The organism is [Clostridium] fimetarium (assembly GCF_900111235.1).
Classification (GTDB): domain Bacteria; phylum Bacillota; class Clostridia; order Lachnospirales; family Lachnospiraceae; genus Clostridium_N; species Clostridium_N fimetarium.
Genome location: NZ_FOJI01000029.1, coordinates 1 through 18,751, shown reverse-complemented (window position 1 = coordinate 18,751; position 18,751 = coordinate 1). Strand labels below are relative to the sequence as shown.

Here is an 18,751-nt window from a genome sequence, read left to right as displayed (position 1 = left end):
CTGGTACACAAAATCTCTTCTTTTTTTCCAAAACCACCAATATTCAATTGTCAATTTACATTTGCACCAGTAGATGCTAACTCCGAGAAGTTATTAATACTACGATTAAGAAATATGTTGCAAACTTGCTTAGATTTTCTAGTGGTTGTAAGCTCTGCTGATAACTTGTAAGATCGCTTGACGAAATCGTATAAGTATCGGCTAGTCCCAACGCTCTTGCCTGTGCATCAAAACTATTATAGCTATCAACATCTGCAAATGAATATGTTCCTGCAACTTGTTCTCTTAAAGCTGTCGTTGAAGTCGTTCCATTTGTACTTGTAGTTGTTGTAGCACTTGCTATTGAAGAAGTTGTGATTGCTTTTAAGGCAGTATAACTCATATAAATTTCATTTGCTGGATCCGATGCTGCTGAGAAGCCACCCATCGTATTACCTGTAGTTACAGTTGTCTGACTATTGTTATAAATACCTGCGACTGTAAGCTTAACTGTTTCTGCTGTATTATTAGGATTTACAAGTGTAAACACATCCCCTACGCTAAGTGAGTTATATAATGCTAGCTCATCACTAATTACACAAACATTTTCAGAAGTTCCTTCACTAAAGATTGCTCCTGATGTAATTGTACTAGTCCCATTTACAAAAGCAGTCATTCCGCTATCTGAGCTATAACCAATTACAGTAAAATCACCTTGCGTACCCATTTTTCCAAAGCCACCATCTGGTTGACCTTGCTGGGTATTAGTTGAACCTTTAGCAGTAGTGGTACTGCTTGAGCTTGTAGTTGTAGATGTCGATGTTGACGTTGTATCAATCGATTTAATAAGATCCGTTCCATTTAAAGAAGTTGTTAGCGTATAACTAAATGCTTTTACAGATGCTGCTTTTGCATACACTTGCATCTGATCGAGCGTAAGCCCTGACGCTCCAGAAAAAGCTGCTTGCATGGACTCCCTATCAGGTGCTGTTCCTGATGCTGTCGAATTTTTCATCATCGACTGTCTGTCTACTGATATTTGAGCTGTAATCTGAATAGAATCCAAAGTACTTTCCTTGGCTTTCGCTGCCGCCTCCCTAATTGATAATGCGACACAAGTAGATACTGCAATTACTAACACAATAATACCGACCAAAATATTTCTTCCTTTTGATCTTGAAATACTTCTAAGTGCATTTTTAAAAATGTACATATTATATAAATCTCCTTTCTAAAATACCTTTTTCTATGATATCTGACTATGTGTATTGTAATTTGAATTTGTGTTAGTGTGGTGAAGGCTTTGTGAAAATTTAATGTAGTGCTACATTAATCTCCTACAGTAGGAAAAACAATTATACAATGTCATGCCCTTTGCTATATTTGTGTATTGTTTGCGAAATAATTGAGCATCCAATTAAAAACCAACCAATTTGATAATATATGATCACATATCTGGAACTCGTTCCTGCAATATCCATAATACCACTCAGAAAACTGCCCACCGTAAGTGTCGCAACTCCTGAGTTGTAGATGTTAGAAAACGTTCTATATGCTGAGAACTGGCTGATTCTAGGAACCATAATTCCACTCAATGGGAAAAATAATATTCCGCCCATCAAAGGATACAAAAACATCCATGTCATGGCATCTGAGCTTACCCCGTGTCCAAATGCAGCATAAATCTTATTTATTACGATACAAAGAATCGCTACTGACAAATATATTGACATTATTTTTATTATTTGCAATTTCTTACGCTTCTGATTAATATCCAAAATAGACAATATCGCTCACCTCTCTTTCTCCTGTCGTTTTTCCGTCGGTAGGATTGTTGATTACTTTTCCATTAAAGTACATCGTCGAAGAACCTCCGCCATCTAGATTATATGCAGTTATACATCCTCTCTCTTCAAACACCTGCGCAAGTTCAAGAAGAGACAATCCCGCGCTTTTACTTGTTCGCCCATCAGAAACAATTATGACATAGTGCAACGGTGAAATTTGCCCAATTGCGGTTCTTGGGTTACTGGTCATGGATTGTGAAACTTCACTATTACTACTCACCGTAATTTTACTATTTTCTATCAAAGAAGGTCCAAATGATAATATTTGCGATATACTATCACCCAATGATTTCGCACTCACTTGACTTTCATGTATAATCGAAAAATTTCCAGCTGCATCAATTACCAATGCGTCATCATCTCCAGCCTTTCTAGCAGTACTCCTATAAAGAACGCCATTGCGCAATACATACCCATTATCTCTAAATCCATAGTAGTCACCATTGATAGCCAAAATAGCATTGTTTGCTAACGCTATATCCGACGTTGTATCCTTGATATTTCGTCCGTAGGTATCCCCTGCAAACGCTGTCTTTAGATAAGATGCATCTGTAACCTGTATATCAGCAATATATATTGTAGAATTATATTTTTGCACAGTTTCAATGGTTATCTTAATATTATCATCCTGATATGAGGTGGCTGTTACGATTGCATCTGCTTGCGATTGGGATCCGTTTTGTGTCTCGGTGCCAGATTCTGTTACAACTTTTTGGATTGATTGCGGAATTACAAAGGTATCCAATAATACAAATATCGTTGAACCGATCAATAGAAGCGAAAATAAAATCGCCCACCTATAGGGTTTCAAAAAAAATCCCTTCATCTATAATCACACTCCTTTTCTTATTTTCAAGAGTTACTTTCAAGTACTTTTTTTATCTATCATAGTGTTAAAATGTGATTGCTTTATGTAATAATTATGTTATTTTATTGAAGTTTTATTTACATATTTCAAAAAACTTGTACTCCAAATCATTTTAGATGCCTTGACATTACCACGAAATAAAGGTATAACTAGCTAGTGGCGTCCAAATAAACGGCTGCCATCTATTTATAAGACCAAATACAATTAAAAGTTGCAATAAATCAGCTATTCAAGAGGAGAAAAAAAATGGAAGAAATTATTTTAAATGCAATTGAACGTCAGAAAACTTCTGCAAGATTCAGAGAACTTGGTTTTGTACCAGGCGTACTTTATGGTGATAATATTCCAGCAGGATCAAATGTAAAATTTGAAGAAAAAGCGCTAAGAACGATTATTAATAAGCATGGTTCAAATGCAAATATTACTGTTGTTTTTAATGACAAGAAAAATGTAGGATTTATTAAAGAAATCCAAAGAAAGCCAATTACTGGCGCACTTGTACACATCGATATACAGATTGTTTCAAAAGAGCATGAAATCAAGAGACAAATTCCTATCGTATTTAATGGTGAGGATGTTTTGATGATTAAACAATTACAGCTAAATATCGCAAAATCTGAGATACTTGTTTTTGGAAAGATAGCCTTGATGCCAGATACAATATTTATTGATGTATCTGAAATGGAAATAAAAGATACAATTACATGCGCTAATTTCGATTTAGATAAAAATATAAAAATCGAAGAACCTGATACAATCTACGCCGTAATAAGTGAATTAAAAATTCAATATGAAGAAGAACCTGAAGCTGCTGAAGGAGCTGAAGGAGCTGAAGCAACTGATGCAACAGCTACTGATGCTGAATAAACTTCATTATATAAAAATTTATAAAATTGTTATATAACAACAAAATATAGCCAGTTTAAATGGTATTTACCACTTAAGCTGGCTATATTTTAAATTAAAATTCGTATATTATTGTATTGTAAAATTATGTTTATCATTACGATAGACAACAATCATTTTGTTGCTTTGAAAATACTCATCAATCGTATTGTATATATCTTTGTTTATATCTTCATTTATATCATTGTTTATTCCTATACGATCGTTATCAACTAACTGTTCAATATAGAAGCTTTGAGCGCCACAAGCATCTCTTATATGGACTTTGCACTGTAATTCTTTTTTTTGTAGCAGATGATTCAGTTCAATAATTTGATTAAATGATACTATATTCATAATTCTAATTCTCCTTTTTCTAGTTTTAGAAGCTGCTCTTTTATCGCCAGTCCACCCGCATAACCGACCAAATCACCATTTGATCCAATGACGCGATGACATGGAATGATAATTGCTATTGGGTTTTTATTGTTTGCCATTCCTACAGCCCTTGCTGCTGTCGGCTTACCAAGAGCGATGGCTACTTGTTTGTAACTCCAGTGTTCTCCATAAGGAATCGCCTGTAACATATGCCAAACGCTTTTTTGAAACGCTGTACCAACGGGGTTAAGTGGCAAGTCAAATTGCTTTCTAGCACCTGATAAGTATTCTTCTAATTGTTTTGCTGCTTGGATTACCAGTGGAGTTTCTTTTGGAAATGTACCAGTTACCGCTGTTACATCTGTTACATTTGTATTTGTGTTTATATCATTTGTATTTGTATTCATATCATTTTTGAAATGAATATTCACTATGAAGTTGTTTGATTCAATTATTTTTATATTGCCTAGAATTGTCCTAAATATATATGTATTTTCCATTGTGTGAGTCCTTTTCGATTAATAATATATACATTTCTTTATTACTGCGTTTATATGTGACTTACTCACTGAAAAATCAAAATAATTCTGCTAAAGTTTAATACACTATATAATGAATGAGAATTTAGCTGCATATCTTAAAATATACGGTCAAATTCAGAAAAGAGGTCCCCATGGATTATATTATAGCATTTTTAGAAGGAATTATAACCTTTATTTCCCCTTGTCTACTGCCGATGCTACCTGTCTACATTTCTTTTTTTGCCGGACAAAAAAGCGAAAACAAAAAGAAGACTGCACTAATCAATTCCATAGGATTTGTGTCTGGTTTTACCATTGTATTCACAACCCTTGGTGCCTTTGCAGGAACTGTAGGTGGTTTTTTAAATGAATACCGCTCTCCTGTAAATATCGTATCAGGTATTATCATTATTTTATTTGGGCTCAATTTCATGGAAATTATTCGGATACCCTTGATCAATAAAGACCACCATTTAAAACTTAATACTGTAAATACGGGATTTTTCTCTTCTGCGCTATTTGGTGTTATATTCTCTATTGGTTGGACGCCATGCATTGGAACCTTTTTAGGTTCTGCCCTAATGCTTGCCGCTTCTAGTAGTGAAAGTTTAAAGGGAATCTTTATGCTATTGTGCTTTTCAGCTGGACTGGGAATTCCATTTATTGCAAGTGCTCTTTTGCTTGAACAACTTAAATCCACCTTTCTTTTTATTAAAAAGCATTATCGACTGATTAACTTCATATCTGGCGGACTGCTTGTAGTAATTGGATTATTGATGGCAACTGGATTGTATGGATATTTTTTATCCATACTCACATTTTAGGAGGAATTATTATGAATACACAACGTAAAACAATACTTGGTCTGATTCTATTTGTAGCATTTTTAATTATTGCATATATCGCATATCATACGTTATTAGGCAACTATACACCCAACAATATTGTTGAATCAACAACAGGTTCTACCTCAGAAAGCTCAGCAAAGAAAGCTCCTGACTTCACTATTTTTGATGTTCAAGGAAATCAAATTCACTTATCCGATTTTATTGGAAAACCTGTCGTCTTAAACTTTTGGGCATCTTGGTGTCCACCCTGTAAAAGTGAAATGCCTCATTTTAACAAAGCCTATGCGACCTATAAAAATGACGTGGTCTTTATTATGGTAGATCTAACCGATGGTCAAAGAGAAACCCAAAAGATTGGTCAGGCATATGTCGACGCACAAGGATATACTTTCCCAGTGTATTTTGACAATAAACAATCGGCTTCAGATGTTTATAAAATAAGGTCAATACCAGCTACCTATTTAATTGATGTTAACGGAAATATTATCAAAAATTACGAAGGTGGAATTGATGCAAAAACATTAACAGCAGGGATTGATGCAATTATTCCAGCTAAATAAATCTATAACTCAGCCTGCGTACAAGTCAAATGGAATAATCCAGAGGGACTAGCGCAGGTTTTTATAAATTTTCGGCCTCAATCGGTATAAAACAAAACTTCGTTACATCAAAAAGTCCCATATCTGTAATCTTAATTTCAGGTATCACTGGAAGTGACATAAAGCATAACGTCATAACCGGTTCCACCTCTTTATGAATACCAAGTTTATCAAATGCGTCCTGATGAATCGCAATCAGCTTTTCATTTACCCATTCACCTGTCTGATCACTTATGATACCGCCAACAACCATTGGCATGAAATTTATCACTTTCTGATTCTTTACAAGGATAATGCCACCACCCTGCTTTACCAAATTTTCAACTGCAAATGCCATATCTTCATCATTCGTTCCAACTGTTATGATATTATGAGAATCGTGAGCAATGGATAATGCCACAGCTCCTGATTTGATTCCGTATCCTCTAAGTAATGCAACTGCAACATTTCCCGTATTATGATGACGTTCAATCACTGCAATTTTTACGATATCTTGATCTGGTTGATATCTAAATTCTCCCTGATCATTTAAAGTGATATCAGCTACTCCTTTTGCTGTCACAACACCGCCGGGAAGAATGTCAATCACATTTACATGGTTTGATTTTGGTTTCAAACTTAACTTCGCGATAGAAAAATCAAGTACATGAAATCTTCCACGTACCGATGCAATATCAACGAAGTGTACTTCTGGTAGATACTTTCCGTCTTTTGCGACTTCTTCTCCCATAATAAATACTTGGCTAGCTTTAAAATCTTTAAGATTATCAAGTAATGCGATATCTGCACGAAGTCCTGGTGCAATTGCACCCCTGTCGTTTAGTCCGTAACATTCTGCTGCATTCAAACTTGCCATTTGAATTGCAATAATTGGATTGATCCCTTCTTCTACACATATCTGAAGGTGATTGTCTAAATGCCCTAATTCTAAAATTGTCTTTGGCTGACGGTCGTCTGAACATAATAGACAGCGACGGCTATTCGCTGGTGTTACCGCCTTAATGAGTGTGCGCAAATCATGGCATGCTGAGCCCTCTCGTAAAAGGATATACAGTCCACGTGAGAGACGGTCTAGTAACTCTTCTACTGTTGAACATTCATGATCTGTATGAATTCTTGCTACTGCATATGCATTTAAATCATTCCCTGACAGGCTTGGACTATGTCCATCGATTAATTTTCCTTCATTTATAGCAACTAATAATTTGTTCAGCACTTCACCATTAGCCCCTATTACTCCTGGATAATCCATAAACTCTCCTAGCCCAAGGATCTGGTTATTCTTAATTGGTTCACACATTGTTGCTGCGTCAATCACAGCGCCAGCGTTTTCAAATGGCGTAGCTGGAACGCAAGAAGGGAGCATATATTTGATATCTAGTTTTGTTTCCTTCGCCGCTTCAAGCATATAATTCATTCCGTCCATTCCACATACATTTACAATTTCATGTGGGTCAGCTATGATTGTAGTGGTGCCATGAGGCACCAGGAGCCTTCCAATCTCTTCTGGGGTTACATAGGATGATTCTATATGAATATGGCCGTCAATGAAGCCTGGAGCTGCATATTGGCCATGTGCATCGATTTCTCGCGCTCCTTTGTAATCACCGATTCCTACAATATATCCTTCTGCTATTGCAATATCTTTTCCTTCAATTATAGAGCAATTATATACATCAACAATTTTACTGTTTTTTATCACTAAATCAGCAGGTATTCTTTGCGCTGCGACATCGATTAATCTCTTTAAAACTTCTTTTTGCATAAAATCCCTCCTGTAAGCTTCCTGTATCTCTTAAATCGCATCAAATATCCTTACTTTAATTTAGATGTCTATTAATTTTTATTGAAATGACTTTAATTTGATTTTACGGTTATTCCGTTCACTTCCACATGGTCACTTATTTCTATCACAAGACATCTGCGTCCGTCCACCATTCTTGTTTCTACCAGATTCGCACACTCAGGATTGACCTTAATGATGACATCTGCCGTTTTCACTTCGAAAACCTTCGTGTTTACTAGATTCGCTGCAACTAAAGATACGTTTTCTCCAGCGCTTTCTTCATAATGCATGTCAAAGTCTTTTAGCTTTTCTTCATCCACACCACTTTCTGCAAGAAGATTTTTTACCTGTGCTTTATTTAAGGTAAGTGGTTCCGGGATATCTTTATGTTCTTCAATTATTTCATTTAACTTTTCATGGATATTTCTAACAACTTCATATTCACAGTCATCACCAAGTGTTTCTTCAATCAGTGTTTGGAACGTTTGCTTTTGACCACCCGCTGACAATGGTACCTCGCAGCCCATTAGTTGATTTACAAAATCATTATGCAATGCTTCTGAATCTTTTGAATAATATAAAATACTATGTATATCTGCACTTCTATCATTAAATGCAGGAAACAAAAAGCCATTAAAAGGCGATCCCACAACCCAGTCCTGAATTCGGTTCTGAAACAAATTATCTTGAGAATTATAACTTAGACCTGGCTTAGAAAGATTCACAGGACAGATATCACAAACGATGTAATTATATACTTCATCTGATGCGTCATTATTCCTAATATTATCATTGGTTTTCGCCAAAACATCGTAAGCCGCATAAACCACTAAAATCAAGTAGTTTCCTATATAGTCATACATTTGTATGATTTTGTTATAAAATTCATCAACAAGCGCTTCATTCTTTAACTCACTGTCTCTAAGCTTTAATAAGAATTCCTGTGTGCCACCATTAAATTCTGTATCAAGCGGAAACTCCATGTTGATTAGATTCTTGCCTATCGTTCCCGATAATGTTTTCTTAAATATTTCAAAGTATTTAAATGTCTCTTCTTGTGGCAAACACAAAAATGATTCTGAAAGCTTCGTTTTTATATTTTTATCTCCATCCACATAACATCCGCATATTTTTGTTATGGTACAATTTTCATGTGAAAATTGCTTTTTTATTTCTAGTATTTCTGTTTTTATCATTGTTTCTCTCATTCCTGCGCATCTTTTTTTGTCTCGCTCTGCGAGGCCATGCGCATATCTAGTTTGTGTAACCATATCATTATATATTTTATGCGAATATAAAATCGTACAGAATATACGTTCATCATTAATTCTACTTTAACTATATAGAGGATTCTATCATATTCGTACTAAAAAAATCAACTAAAAATAACGTGTGAAAATATCAGTATCCTCAAGCAAACTTTCTATTGTAGTTAATCCAAGGCGATCTAATAATTCAATCACATATGGATTTTCAATAGGATTTTTATACTCTGCTTCTTCACCATATGCGTTTACTTTCTTCGTTCCAGCTTCCACTCCTATTATTGCTTTTGGCCCTCCGACACATCCGCCCTTACACCCCATACCCTCATAGAAATTCGCATCTGTTTTTCCTGCCATTAGATCATTAATCATAGCTTTACACGCTACCACTCCATCTGCCTGCATCGTACGTATATTTATTTTTCTGTTTGGATTAATCGCTTTAAGTGTACTTTCAACCGCTTCACTAACGCCTCCGGTTCTTGCATAGATTCTGCCTGCTTTTGAAGAATGCTCTTTTTCACTTTCTTCCATTTCCAAAGGAATGATACCCATCGCGTCAAATATATTTTGTACTTCTTGAAATGTAAGAACATAATCCACATCACCTGCTAGATCCTTATCACGCGCTTCCGCCTTTTTTGCAAGGCATGGTCCAATAAATACTACGAGCGCATCGGGATGTAGAATTTTTACTACTCTTGCACATGCAATCATTGGTGATACAGAACCAGGCACATGAGGCATTAACTGATTGTATACTTTTTTAATCATTGCTATCCACATTGGACAACAACAGCTTGTCAACTGATAGTCACTTTCACCCTGTATATTTTTATCAAATTCAAGTGCTTCTTTCAAAGTAAGAATATCAGCAAATAAAGCTACTTCAAGCATTCCATCAAAACCTATTTGCTTGAGGGCCGTTCTGATTTTTCCTGGTGTAACCTCATCTGAAAATTGCCCTAAGAAAGCAGGCGCTATGATAGCATAGACTAACCCCTTTGAAGAACGAATTGCTTTCAATGCCGGAATAATATCTGTACTTGCAGTAAGCTTTTCTGAGGCACAGCCGCGAATACATTCCGAACATCCCATACATAAATCAGGATCAATTGAAACTCCACCTTCTTTGATGCTCATTGCATCAAAAGGACATCTGCTAATACATTCTTTCTGGTGCTCTACTGAGCAATCGCAATTGCCCATATTAAGAACAATTGGATGTTTTTCTGGATTAAGTAGACAATCAAGATGCTGCGTATCATATGACTCATTCGAATTAATGATTTGATCTAGGGTGTTATCTAGGGCTGATTTTAAAGTTTTGTTATATAGTTCATTAAATGTTTGCATAAATGGTAGTCCCTTCTTAAATGTTTTTTCTAAATAATTGATCTATAAATGAGATTGCATATTTATAATTAAATTTCAAATACATAGTTAATTTCTATTATATACCAATCGTCGCTATTTCATCAATTGCCATATTATAATAATTCGTTTTACCCTGTTACTATTAATTTACTATTTTACCCGGTTACTATTAATTTACTATTGACATCTAAATTCATAAGTATATAATTGTTGCATGCACAACAATTGCATATACAACAAAGGAGTAGATATATGAAACAATTTTTATCCTATGCAAAACTTTATAAAAAAGATGGTATCCTCGCTATCATATGTATTGAAGCTGAAACCATATTTGAGCTTTTAATACCATTGGTCATGGCAGATATTATTGATATAGGTGTGGTTAATAACGATAGAAACTATATTTTACTAAAAGGTCTTCAGATGGTTGCTTATGCACTTATTTCACTGCTACTAGGTCAAGCCTGTGCAAGGTTCACTGCTGCTTGTGGCCAAGGAATTGGAGCTGAGATAAGAAAAGCAGAATTTGCTAAATTACAGACATTTTCATTTGCCAATACAGATCACTTTAGCAGTTCCTCTTTGGTAACTAGGTTAACCAGTGACGTTACTATGATTCAGAATTCTATATCAAACGGATTACGCCCTGGATTTCGTTCTCCAGTAATGATGATAACCGCTTTCGTTGTATCTTTTATACTGAATGCAAAATTAGCAATCGTTTTTTTAATCGCGGCACCTGTTCTTGCTATCCTTTTATTCTTTATTATAAAGAATGTACGTCCTCTATATTCTAAAATGCAGGGAGCTATTGACCTTGTAAATAGAATTATTCAGGAAAATCTTACTGCAATCCGAGTTGTTAAGGCTTATGTCCGAGGAGATTATGAAACCAAAAAATTTGAAGAAGTGAATGCGAATCTACAAGCTTCTTCTGAAAAGGCATTCACGCTTGCTGCACTTAATATGCCTGCATTACAATTTGTAATGTACACAACCATTATCAGTATACTTTGGTTTGGCGGAAATCTTGTAACGATAGGTGGAATGAAAGTTGGTGCATTAACAAGCTTTTTAAGCTACGTGCTTCAGGTTCTAAACTCTCTAATGATGTTCTCAAGTGTTTTCTTGCTAATGACTCGATCATTAACCTCTTGGAAAAGAATTTCTGAAGTTTTAGATGAAGAGCCTACCATTAATGATAACCTTGCAAAAGATATTGAAGTAAAATCTGGTAATATCCGTTTTGATCATGTTTTCTTTAAATATAAATCCGATGCAAAAGAATATGTACTTTCTGATATCTCTATTGATATAAAAGCAGGTCAGACAATTGGAATAATAGGTCAGACAGGATCCTCAAAAAGTTCTCTGGTACAACTAATTCCAAGACTTTATGATGTAACAGCAGGAAATATATATATTGATGATCATCCCATCTATGAGTATCCGCAAAAACAGCTACGAGATTCTATCGCAATGGTGCTTCAGAATAATACACTTTTTTCAGGAACTGTGAAGGAAAATCTGCGTTGGGGAAAAGAAGATGCCACCGATGAAGAAATAGAAAAAGCATGTCATATTGCATGCGTTGATGAATTTATAGACCGTCTCGAAAATGGCTATGATACGGAATTAGGGCAGGGCGGTGTAAATGTATCTGGTGGGCAAAAACAACGTCTGTGTATCGCAAGGGCAGTCCTTAAAGCTCCTAAAGTATTGATTTTAGATGATTCAACAAGTGCAGTAGATACAGCTACTGAAGCAAGAATCCGTGACGGACTCGACAAAGAGCTCCCCGGTATGACAAAAATTATAATTGCCCAAAGGATTTCATCTATTATGAATGCAGATCAAATTATTATATTAGATGATGGTAAAATGAATGCGAATGATAATCATGAAAATTTATTGTCCTCTAATGAGATTTATCAAGACATTTTTTATTCTCAAACAAAAGGAGGCAATCTATAATGATAAAATCATCTAATCATACGAGGCCCAAAAATACGAAAAAGACCATTCGCAAACTGCTAAAATATATAGGTCATTACAAATGGTCAATATTAATTATTACCATTCTAGTGACCATAAGCGCATTTGCTGGTATCTTGGGTACTTATCTTTTAAAACCGGTAATTAATAATTACATTTTACCCGGAAATATTCCAGGTTTGATTCAAGTAATCATTTTTATGGCAATCATGTACTTTTGTGGTGCACTATCATGTTTGATTTATAATAAAATAATGGTACATGTTTCACAACAGGTTGTAAGCGAAATTCGTCTAGATTTATTTGAACATACACAAAAGCTTCCATTGAAATATTTTGATACTCATACTCATGGAGAACTCATGAGCCATTTCACCAATGATGTAGATACTATATCAGAAGCGCTTAACAATAGCTTTACCTTATTAATTCAAAGCTTTATTACTTCTTTTGGAACGATTGTTATGCTAATTGTTCTAGATTGGCAGCTATCCATTATTGTAATTTTCTTTTTAATTATGATGCTTATTTATATTAGACATAATGGGAAATTAAGCAAAAAATATTTTAAAGAACAACAGGAAAATTTGGGGAATATTAATGGATATGCGGAGGAATTGGTAGTTGGACAGAAAGTGGAAAAAATATTTAATCATGAACCACAGGATTTTGAGAAATTTTGCCAATTAAATGAAAAACTTAGGGTTTCCTCCACAAAAGCTTTCACTTACTCTGGAATGACGATTCCTACAATCGTAGCATTATCTTACTTTAATTATGCGGTATCTGCATGTATTGGTGGGTTATTTACACTTTCAGGACTTATCAATCTTGGAACGCTTGTCTCTTATTTAGTTTTTGTAAGACAAAGTGCCATGCCCATGAATCAATTTACACAGCAGATTAATGCGCTTTTAGTTGCGCTTGTCAGTGCAGAGCGAATATTTGACATGATGGAAGAAACAACTGAATTAGATGAAGGAACTGTTACTTTGTGTAAAGTCAGCGTCCATGAAGATAGTACTTTGACAGAAAGCGACATTTATACTGGCGATTTTGCTTGGAAAGTACCAATTGATGAAAACACCATAGTAAATAAAGATATAAATATGCCGACATATAAATTAGTGCGATTAAAAGGGGATGTTCGTTTTGAGAATGTTGTATTTGGCTATAATGTAAAGCATAATATTCTTAATAAAATCAACCTATTTGCAAAGCCTGGTCAAAAAATTGCATTTGTTGGTTCTACTGGTGCTGGAAAAACAACAATTATCAATTTAATCAATCGCTTTTATGAAATCACGCAAGGGACTATAACATATGATGGCATTGACATTATGAAGATTAAGAAAGATGATTTGCGCCATTCTATTTCTATGGTAATCCAGGATACGCATCTTTTTACTGGTACAATTGCTGATAATATAAGATATGGCCGATTAAGTGCTACTGATGAAGATGTCAAAACTGCTGCACATGTTGCAAATGCTGATTCATTTATTAGACGTCTCCCTGATGGATATGAAACGATACTAGAAAGTGATGGAAATAATTTATCCCAAGGACAGCGTCAATTAATTGCAATTGCTCGCGCTGCGATTTCACAGCCACCTGTATTAATATTAGATGAAGCGACAAGCTCGATTGATACAAGAACGGAAAAACTGATTGAAAAAGGTATGGATGCGCTTATGTCAGACCGTACAGTCTTTGTAATTGCGCATAGACTTTCAACAGTACGTAATTCAAACGCAATTTTAGTGTTAGAAAAGGGAGAAATCATTGAACGAGGAAACCATGACGAACTTTTATTGCAAAAAGGACGCTATTATCAATTATATACAGGTCAATTTGAATTAGATTAGGGAGAAGTTTGCGTCTGCTAAAATAAGAAATAATGTCCTGCTAAAGTAGGACATTGGAATAGGGGAACATATGAGTATCAACTATCAAGTAAGAGAAATGTTAATACGTGTAGAACATGCAAGAAAACAAATCATAGGGCCAGCTCTGACTAATCTTGGATTAACACCTGGACAAGGTCAAGCTAGAATTTTAAATTTTCTTTTAGAACGGGACCATGTTACCCAAAAAGAGTTAGCTGATACATGTAGATTAGATGTGACGACAATGTCCAGAAATCTAGATAAATTGGAGCATATGGGGTTTTTAAATCGTCAAACAAATCCAACTTGCAGGCGCTCATTTTTAATTAATCTTACCGAAATCGGACGACAAAAAGCAGGAAATGTCCATAAAATTTTTGAAAATATGGATATTACTTTGACTAACGGAATAGACGAGGCTGAAATACAAGCATTTTATATAACACTCGAAAAAATCTACAAAAATCTAGAAGATTATAAAAAATAAGATTCTCAAAAAGGCTTAGAAATGTTCTAAAGAAGACATTTCTAAGCCCTTTCTATTCTTTCATTTAATTGCATTTTAGATCAATCTATACTTCCGATTCCCCGCTAATTTCTTCGAGTGTCTTTCCCATAGTTTCCTGTCCAAAAATCCCTACAACTAGCGCTACTACTGCAAATACCAATGCAAACATAATGAATACATAACCGTACCCACTCTCACTACCATAGACTTTATAAATAATCGGTACTACAAGTGGTGCAACAAATGCGCCAAGTCGTCCAAATGCAGCTGCCCATCCTGATCCACTCGCTCTAGCCGCGGTAGGATATACCTCAGGTGTATAGGCATACACACATCCCCATGCTCCTAAACTGAAGAAATAAAGCATGCATCCATATATTAATACCTCTGGCGTACTTCCCGCATGACCAAATAACCATGCCGCAATCGCTGTACCCGCAAAATAAACAGATAATACTTTCTTTCGTCCAACCTTTTCTACAAGATATGCTGCACTAAAATAGCCTGGCAGTTGTGCGATACACATAATCAAGATAAATTCAAAGCTTTTAACCAGCGTAAATCCCTTCGTCACTAATAATGTCGGAGTCCACAATACAAATCCATAATAACCAAAATTGATTCCAAACCAAACGATCCACAATACAAGTGTGCTACGCACATACTTTTTTGACCATAAATCCAAGAAACTTACATGCATTTTATGAGTAGTCGTTTGCGCATTTGTTTCAATTCCGTCTAACGAATTCGTGATACCTGCCTGTTTCTCCATTTTACTTACTATCTCATCAGCCTCTTTCATCTTTCCAACGGATTCAAGATATCTTGGAGATTCTGGTATTGCTCTTCTTACAACTGCTGCAAAAAGCGCAGGTACACCTCCTATAATAAAGGCAACTCTCCAACCATAAACAGGGATGAGTAACAATGAAACAAGTGTGGCGATAATCCAACCCCAAGACCAAAAGCTCTCTAAAAATATAACATTTCGGCCACGTATCTTGGTAGGTGAGAATTCACTAATTAATGTAGCCGCAGCTGGCAGTTCCCCGCCAAGTCCAAATCCAGTTATAAATCTTAAGATAAGAAGCATTGGATAATTAATTGCAAGTCCAGAAAGTATGCTTGCTACCCCATAAATAATTAAGGTGAGCATTATAACAGTCCTTCTGCCCCACTTATCAGCAACCATTCCAGATAGTGCAGCACCTAATGCCATGCCAAGTAAACCTACACTTCCAAGAAAACCTACCTGCCCTATAGAAAGTCCCCAATTGATCTTAATATCAGCCATTACACCAGCTACCATTCCCTGATCCATTGCATCAAACATCCAGCCAATCCCAGTTAAAAGTAGTATTTTCCTAAGCATAGGAGTCGAAGGCAATCTGTCAATACGTGAAGATATGTGAACCATTTTTTCCTCCTATCTGCCCTATTGGGCAATTGAATTATTTATATATCAATACTTAATATAATACTAATTAAAATTAAAAATTACAAGGCATAATTTTCCTTTTGTTCCTATTATAATGGTGAATCAGATCCAACCAGTGATTTCTTTTTCTTTTCAAATAACTTACCAAAACTGTTAAATGCAACCATTGCGCCAAGTGCCATTAATAAAATAGCAACAATTAACTGTAATCCATCTGTTTTAAATACAAACGTGTTGGATACAAAGATTTTATTCAAGATTTGGATTATAGCTTGTATAAGTGCCGTAAATGTTACAGCTAACATAATGCACATTGGTGCCCAAAGCATAAATCCTTTTCTGCCTGTTGTTTTTAAAAATACTGCAAGTGAAATTAGTACAAGCGCTGCTAACAACTGATTTGCAGAACCAAACAATGGCCAAATATTATTATATCCACCAAGCGATAATTCATAGCCGGCAATTAACGTAGCTACCGTTGCAACGTATTTATTCACTAATAATTTTCTCACAAAAGATGCTTGTTCCATATTTTCTTTTATGAAAAATTCTTGAAATGCCATACGTCCAATACGCGCTACTGAATCAAGTGATGTCAACGCTAAAGCAGAAATACACATTGTCATGAAGCACATTGCAATATCATTAGGAATACCAAATTTCGTTAGAAATCCTGCAATATTGGTTGAAAATATAACAAATGGAGTACCTGTTGGCAATTTCCCATTTACTGCAACAGAGGCAACAACAACCAAAGCAATTACGGCTAGTAAAGATTCAACCAACATTGCTCCAAAACTAATTGCCAACATATCTCTTTGATTCTTCACCTGTTTTGAAGAAGTTCCAGAGGATACCAAACTATGAAAACCTGATACAGAGCCACATGCAATTGTTACAAACAATGTTGGAAATAACATTTTTCCATTTACTTCAAAGCCTGTAAATGCGGGAAGATTCATTGTAGGATGTTGAACCACCAATCCAAAGCCAGCGCCAATAATCATACTAATCAGTAGAAAAGAGCTCAGATAATCTCTTGGTTGCATAAGCAGCCACATTGGCATAACCGATGCAAGAAATAAATAAGCAAATACTACATATAACCAAATCGTTTTGCTGAAATACATTGGGAATGCAATACCAACTGCCAACATACCAAAAAGCAAAACCAATCCAATTACGAAATTTATTTTCCCGTTCGTTTTACAATATCTAGTGAATAATCCAAATAATATGGCAACCACAATAAATAGCATAGAGATTGAAGCTGCTGCCGCATTTGGTGTTACTTTTTGTGTCACACCTTCAACTACTTTAAACCCATTAAATGTAGTAGCAACAATATCTGCAAATGCTGCAATTACTAATAATGAAAATATCCACTCAAATAATAAGAATAAACTTTTTCCTTTTTTACCTATGTACTTCTCAATCACAAGTCCAATTGACTTTCCTTCGTTTTTAACAGATGCATACAAAGAACCAAAATCATGCACTGCACCAAAGAATACTCCACCAATCAAAATCCATAACAATGCAGGAAGCCATCCAAACATCGCGGCAATAATTGGTCCAGTTACAGGGCCTGCTCCCGCAATAGACGAAAACTGATGGCAAAACACAACAAACTTTGACGTAGGAACATAATCATTTCCATCCTCAAGTGTCGTAGCTGGGGTTTCTGCGTCTTCATCAATCCCCCAAGTTTTAACTAACCATTTTCCATAAAACAAATATGCCGATACAAGTACTACAATCGCAATTCCAATAATAACTAAACTATTCATTTCCGTCCCTCTTTTTCTATTTTTCAGAATATCGTAATTATGTATGAAAAGGCGTTTATCTTCCTCATTTTTTATGCCACCTCTAAAAATGCGCATAAAAAAACCCCGCCCCTGTATCATCAGGGACGAAGGTTAATAAATTCTCCGCGTTACCACTCTGTATTGTTGCTAAAAAAGCAACCTCTCAACCACATCTTTCTAAAATAATGTGCTTCCTATTAACGGTAGAAAACCGATCCTACCTAATAAGTATAAGTAAAGCTACCTTTCAGTGGATTGCTCCCAGGTGAGTATTATCAGTACAACTCTATCGCTTTTCATCTTATTGCGACTCTCTGTAAGATCTGAAACTGTAATCATTTCCTGTTCAATGCATTTTATAATATTCTGTTATATGTAATATTAGCACTGACATATGTACGTGTCAAGAATATTATCCTAAAAACAAGTCAAATATGTCAAATAAATGTCGGTTAAATGTCAGTTATATAAATCAAATATCAGTTATATATTAGCTATATATAACTGATATATCAGTTAATAACTATATATACCATCTGCAGTATCAATTACAATTACACATCCACTATGAATATGCTGCAATACCAATTCCATACTAGTTTCAGGTATGGATACACACCCATATGTGCCGTTATCATTAGAACAATGTAAGAAAATCGCGGGTCTTTGACAGTTGCATAGACTAAAAATTGCTATAGGCCTTGAAAAGTCTATATTTTTTTGTCTTTTTTTCAATTTATAGTAGCGCACTTTG

At 35.2% G+C, this 18,751-nt stretch carries 16 protein-coding genes, 1 pseudogene and 1 other annotated feature; of the genes and pseudogenes, 6 read left to right on the top strand and 11 right to left on the bottom strand.

Translation table 11 applies throughout. The features are described 5' to 3' along the window. Positions 1 to 76: 76 nt before the first annotated feature. The 3 genes from BMY18_RS20195 to BMY18_RS20185 form a co-directional block, all read right to left on the bottom strand. Positions 77 to 1,192: a hypothetical protein gene (locus BMY18_RS20195; RefSeq protein WP_092458263.1), complete on the bottom strand. Its 1,116-nt coding sequence runs from the start codon at positions 1,190 to 1,192 to the stop codon at positions 77 to 79. A gap of 142 nt (positions 1,193 to 1,334) precedes the next feature. After that, the gene (locus BMY18_RS20190; RefSeq protein ID WP_092458260.1) at positions 1,335 to 1,766 is read right to left on the bottom strand and encodes a hypothetical protein; all 432 of its coding nucleotides are present in this window, start codon (positions 1,764 to 1,766) and stop codon (positions 1,335 to 1,337) included. Continuing rightward, the gene (locus BMY18_RS20185; protein WP_092458257.1) at positions 1,747 to 2,652 is read right to left on the bottom strand and encodes a phosphodiester glycosidase family protein; all 906 of its coding nucleotides are present in this window, start codon (positions 2,650 to 2,652) and stop codon (positions 1,747 to 1,749) included. Before BMY18_RS20185 ends, BMY18_RS20190 begins: the two co-directional genes overlap by 20 nt. A gap of 288 nt (positions 2,653 to 2,940) precedes the next feature. Here BMY18_RS20185 and BMY18_RS20180 point away from each other — a divergent pair, with 288 nt between their 5' ends. Next, positions 2,941 to 3,561, top strand: a complete 621-nt coding sequence (locus BMY18_RS20180; protein ID WP_092458254.1) for a 50S ribosomal protein L25 — start codon at positions 2,941 to 2,943, stop codon at positions 3,559 to 3,561. Between the two features lie 108 nt (positions 3,562 to 3,669). On the opposite strand, the gene BMY18_RS20175 is transcribed toward BMY18_RS20180, so the two are convergent. Then, positions 3,670 to 3,936, bottom strand: a complete 267-nt coding sequence (locus BMY18_RS20175; protein ID WP_092458251.1) for an RDAC family protein — start codon at positions 3,934 to 3,936, stop codon at positions 3,670 to 3,672. Beyond that, positions 3,933 to 4,457, bottom strand: a complete 525-nt coding sequence (locus BMY18_RS20170; protein WP_092458248.1) for a methylated-DNA--[protein]-cysteine S-methyltransferase — start codon at positions 4,455 to 4,457, stop codon at positions 3,933 to 3,935. Before BMY18_RS20170 ends, BMY18_RS20175 begins: the two co-directional genes overlap by 4 nt. Before the next feature lie 173 nt (positions 4,458 to 4,630). On the opposite strand from BMY18_RS20170, the gene BMY18_RS20165 reads away from it, so the two are divergent. Further along, complete coding sequence (locus tag BMY18_RS20165) at positions 4,631 to 5,302, top strand: cytochrome c biogenesis CcdA family protein (RefSeq protein ID WP_092458245.1); 672 nt, start codon at positions 4,631 to 4,633, stop codon at positions 5,300 to 5,302. Between the two features lie 11 nt (positions 5,303 to 5,313). Next, on the top strand, positions 5,314 to 5,886 hold the full coding sequence (locus BMY18_RS20160; protein WP_092458242.1) for a TlpA family protein disulfide reductase: 573 nt from the start codon (positions 5,314 to 5,316) through the stop codon (positions 5,884 to 5,886). Between the two features lie 61 nt (positions 5,887 to 5,947). Here the strand turns inward: BMY18_RS20160 and ade are convergent, their stop codons facing one another. From ade to BMY18_RS20145, 3 genes are all read right to left on the bottom strand, one after another. Then, the gene (ade, locus tag BMY18_RS20155) at positions 5,948 to 7,690 is read right to left on the bottom strand and encodes an adenine deaminase (RefSeq protein ID WP_092458239.1); all 1,743 of its coding nucleotides are present in this window, start codon (positions 7,688 to 7,690) and stop codon (positions 5,948 to 5,950) included. Positions 7,691 to 7,782: 92 nt separating this feature from the next. Further along, positions 7,783 to 8,919 carry a DUF4317 domain-containing protein gene (locus BMY18_RS20150; protein WP_330386025.1) on the bottom strand — a complete coding sequence of 379 codons (1,137 nt, stop codon included), beginning with the start codon at positions 8,917 to 8,919 and terminating at the stop codon, positions 7,783 to 7,785. A gap of 171 nt (positions 8,920 to 9,090) precedes the next feature. Then, positions 9,091 to 10,332, bottom strand: coding sequence for a [Fe-Fe] hydrogenase large subunit C-terminal domain-containing protein (locus BMY18_RS20145; protein ID WP_092458234.1), 1,242 nt, complete (start codon positions 10,330 to 10,332; stop codon positions 9,091 to 9,093). Between the two features lie 273 nt (positions 10,333 to 10,605). On the opposite strand from BMY18_RS20145, the gene BMY18_RS20140 reads away from it, so the two are divergent. The 3 genes from BMY18_RS20140 to BMY18_RS20130 all read left to right on the top strand — a co-directional run bounded on the left by BMY18_RS20140 (position 10,606) and on the right by BMY18_RS20130 (position 14,727). Beyond that, positions 10,606 to 12,330, top strand: coding sequence for an ABC transporter ATP-binding protein (locus BMY18_RS20140; protein ID WP_092458231.1), 1,725 nt, complete (start codon positions 10,606 to 10,608; stop codon positions 12,328 to 12,330). Then, entirely contained in the window at positions 12,330 to 14,219 is a 1,890-nt protein-coding gene (locus BMY18_RS20135; RefSeq protein WP_092458228.1) for an ABC transporter ATP-binding protein, read from the top strand. The genes BMY18_RS20140 and BMY18_RS20135 overlap by 1 nt, the downstream gene beginning before the upstream one ends. Before the next feature lie 70 nt (positions 14,220 to 14,289). After that, positions 14,290 to 14,727, top strand: coding sequence for a MarR family winged helix-turn-helix transcriptional regulator (locus tag BMY18_RS20130; protein WP_092458225.1), 438 nt, complete (start codon positions 14,290 to 14,292; stop codon positions 14,725 to 14,727). Between the two features lie 85 nt (positions 14,728 to 14,812). Here BMY18_RS20130 and BMY18_RS20125 read toward each other — a convergent pair whose 3' ends face one another. The 3 genes and pseudogenes from BMY18_RS20125 to BMY18_RS21290 form a co-directional block, all read right to left on the bottom strand. Then, complete coding sequence (locus BMY18_RS20125; RefSeq protein ID WP_092458221.1) at positions 14,813 to 16,165, bottom strand: MFS transporter; 1,353 nt, start codon at positions 16,163 to 16,165, stop codon at positions 14,813 to 14,815. A gap of 110 nt (positions 16,166 to 16,275) precedes the next feature. Further along, positions 16,276 to 17,976 carry a carbon starvation CstA family protein gene (locus BMY18_RS20120; protein WP_092458266.1) on the bottom strand — a complete coding sequence of 567 codons (1,701 nt, stop codon included), beginning with the start codon at positions 17,974 to 17,976 and terminating at the stop codon, positions 16,276 to 16,278. A gap of 118 nt (positions 17,977 to 18,094) precedes the next feature. Beyond that, positions 18,095 to 18,356: a binding site (T-box leader), on the bottom strand. 157 nt (positions 18,357 to 18,513) lie between these two features. Then, a pseudogene (locus tag BMY18_RS21290) lies at positions 18,514 to 18,751 on the bottom strand (hypothetical protein); the annotation flags it as partial.

Bases quoted from the DNA above. Each gene is read 5' to 3' on its own strand.
- BMY18_RS20195 (WP_092458263.1), bottom strand. From the start codon at position 1,192: ATGTACATTTTTAAAAATGCACTTAGAAGTATTTCAAGATCAAAAGGA.
- BMY18_RS20185 (WP_092458257.1), bottom strand. From the start codon at position 2,652: ATGAAGGGATTTTTTTTGAAACCCTATAGGTGGGCGATTTTATTTTCG.
- BMY18_RS20180 (WP_092458254.1), top strand. From the start codon at position 2,941: ATGGAAGAAATTATTTTAAATGCAATTGAACGTCAGAAAACTTCTGCA.
- BMY18_RS20175 (WP_092458251.1), bottom strand. From the start codon at position 3,936: ATGAATATAGTATCATTTAATCAAATTATTGAACTGAATCATCTGCTA.
- BMY18_RS20170 (WP_092458248.1), bottom strand. From the start codon at position 4,457: ATGGAAAATACATATATATTTAGGACAATTCTAGGCAATATAAAAATA.
- BMY18_RS20165 (WP_092458245.1), top strand. From the start codon at position 4,631: ATGGATTATATTATAGCATTTTTAGAAGGAATTATAACCTTTATTTCC.
- BMY18_RS20160 (WP_092458242.1), top strand. From the start codon at position 5,314: ATGAATACACAACGTAAAACAATACTTGGTCTGATTCTATTTGTAGCA.
- ade (WP_092458239.1), bottom strand. From the start codon at position 7,690: ATGCAAAAAGAAGTTTTAAAGAGATTAATCGATGTCGCAGCGCAAAGA.
- BMY18_RS20150 (WP_330386025.1), bottom strand. From the start codon at position 8,919: ATGAGAGAAACAATGATAAAAACAGAAATACTAGAAATAAAAAAGCAA.
- BMY18_RS20145 (WP_092458234.1), bottom strand. From the start codon at position 10,332: ATGCAAACATTTAATGAACTATATAACAAAACTTTAAAATCAGCCCTA.
- BMY18_RS20140 (WP_092458231.1), top strand. From the start codon at position 10,606: ATGAAACAATTTTTATCCTATGCAAAACTTTATAAAAAAGATGGTATC.
- BMY18_RS20135 (WP_092458228.1), top strand. From the start codon at position 12,330: ATGATAAAATCATCTAATCATACGAGGCCCAAAAATACGAAAAAGACC.
- BMY18_RS20130 (WP_092458225.1), top strand. From the start codon at position 14,290: ATGAGTATCAACTATCAAGTAAGAGAAATGTTAATACGTGTAGAACAT.
- BMY18_RS20125 (WP_092458221.1), bottom strand. From the start codon at position 16,165: ATGGTTCACATATCTTCACGTATTGACAGATTGCCTTCGACTCCTATG.
- BMY18_RS20120 (WP_092458266.1), bottom strand. From the start codon at position 17,976: ATGAATAGTTTAGTTATTATTGGAATTGCGATTGTAGTACTTGTATCG.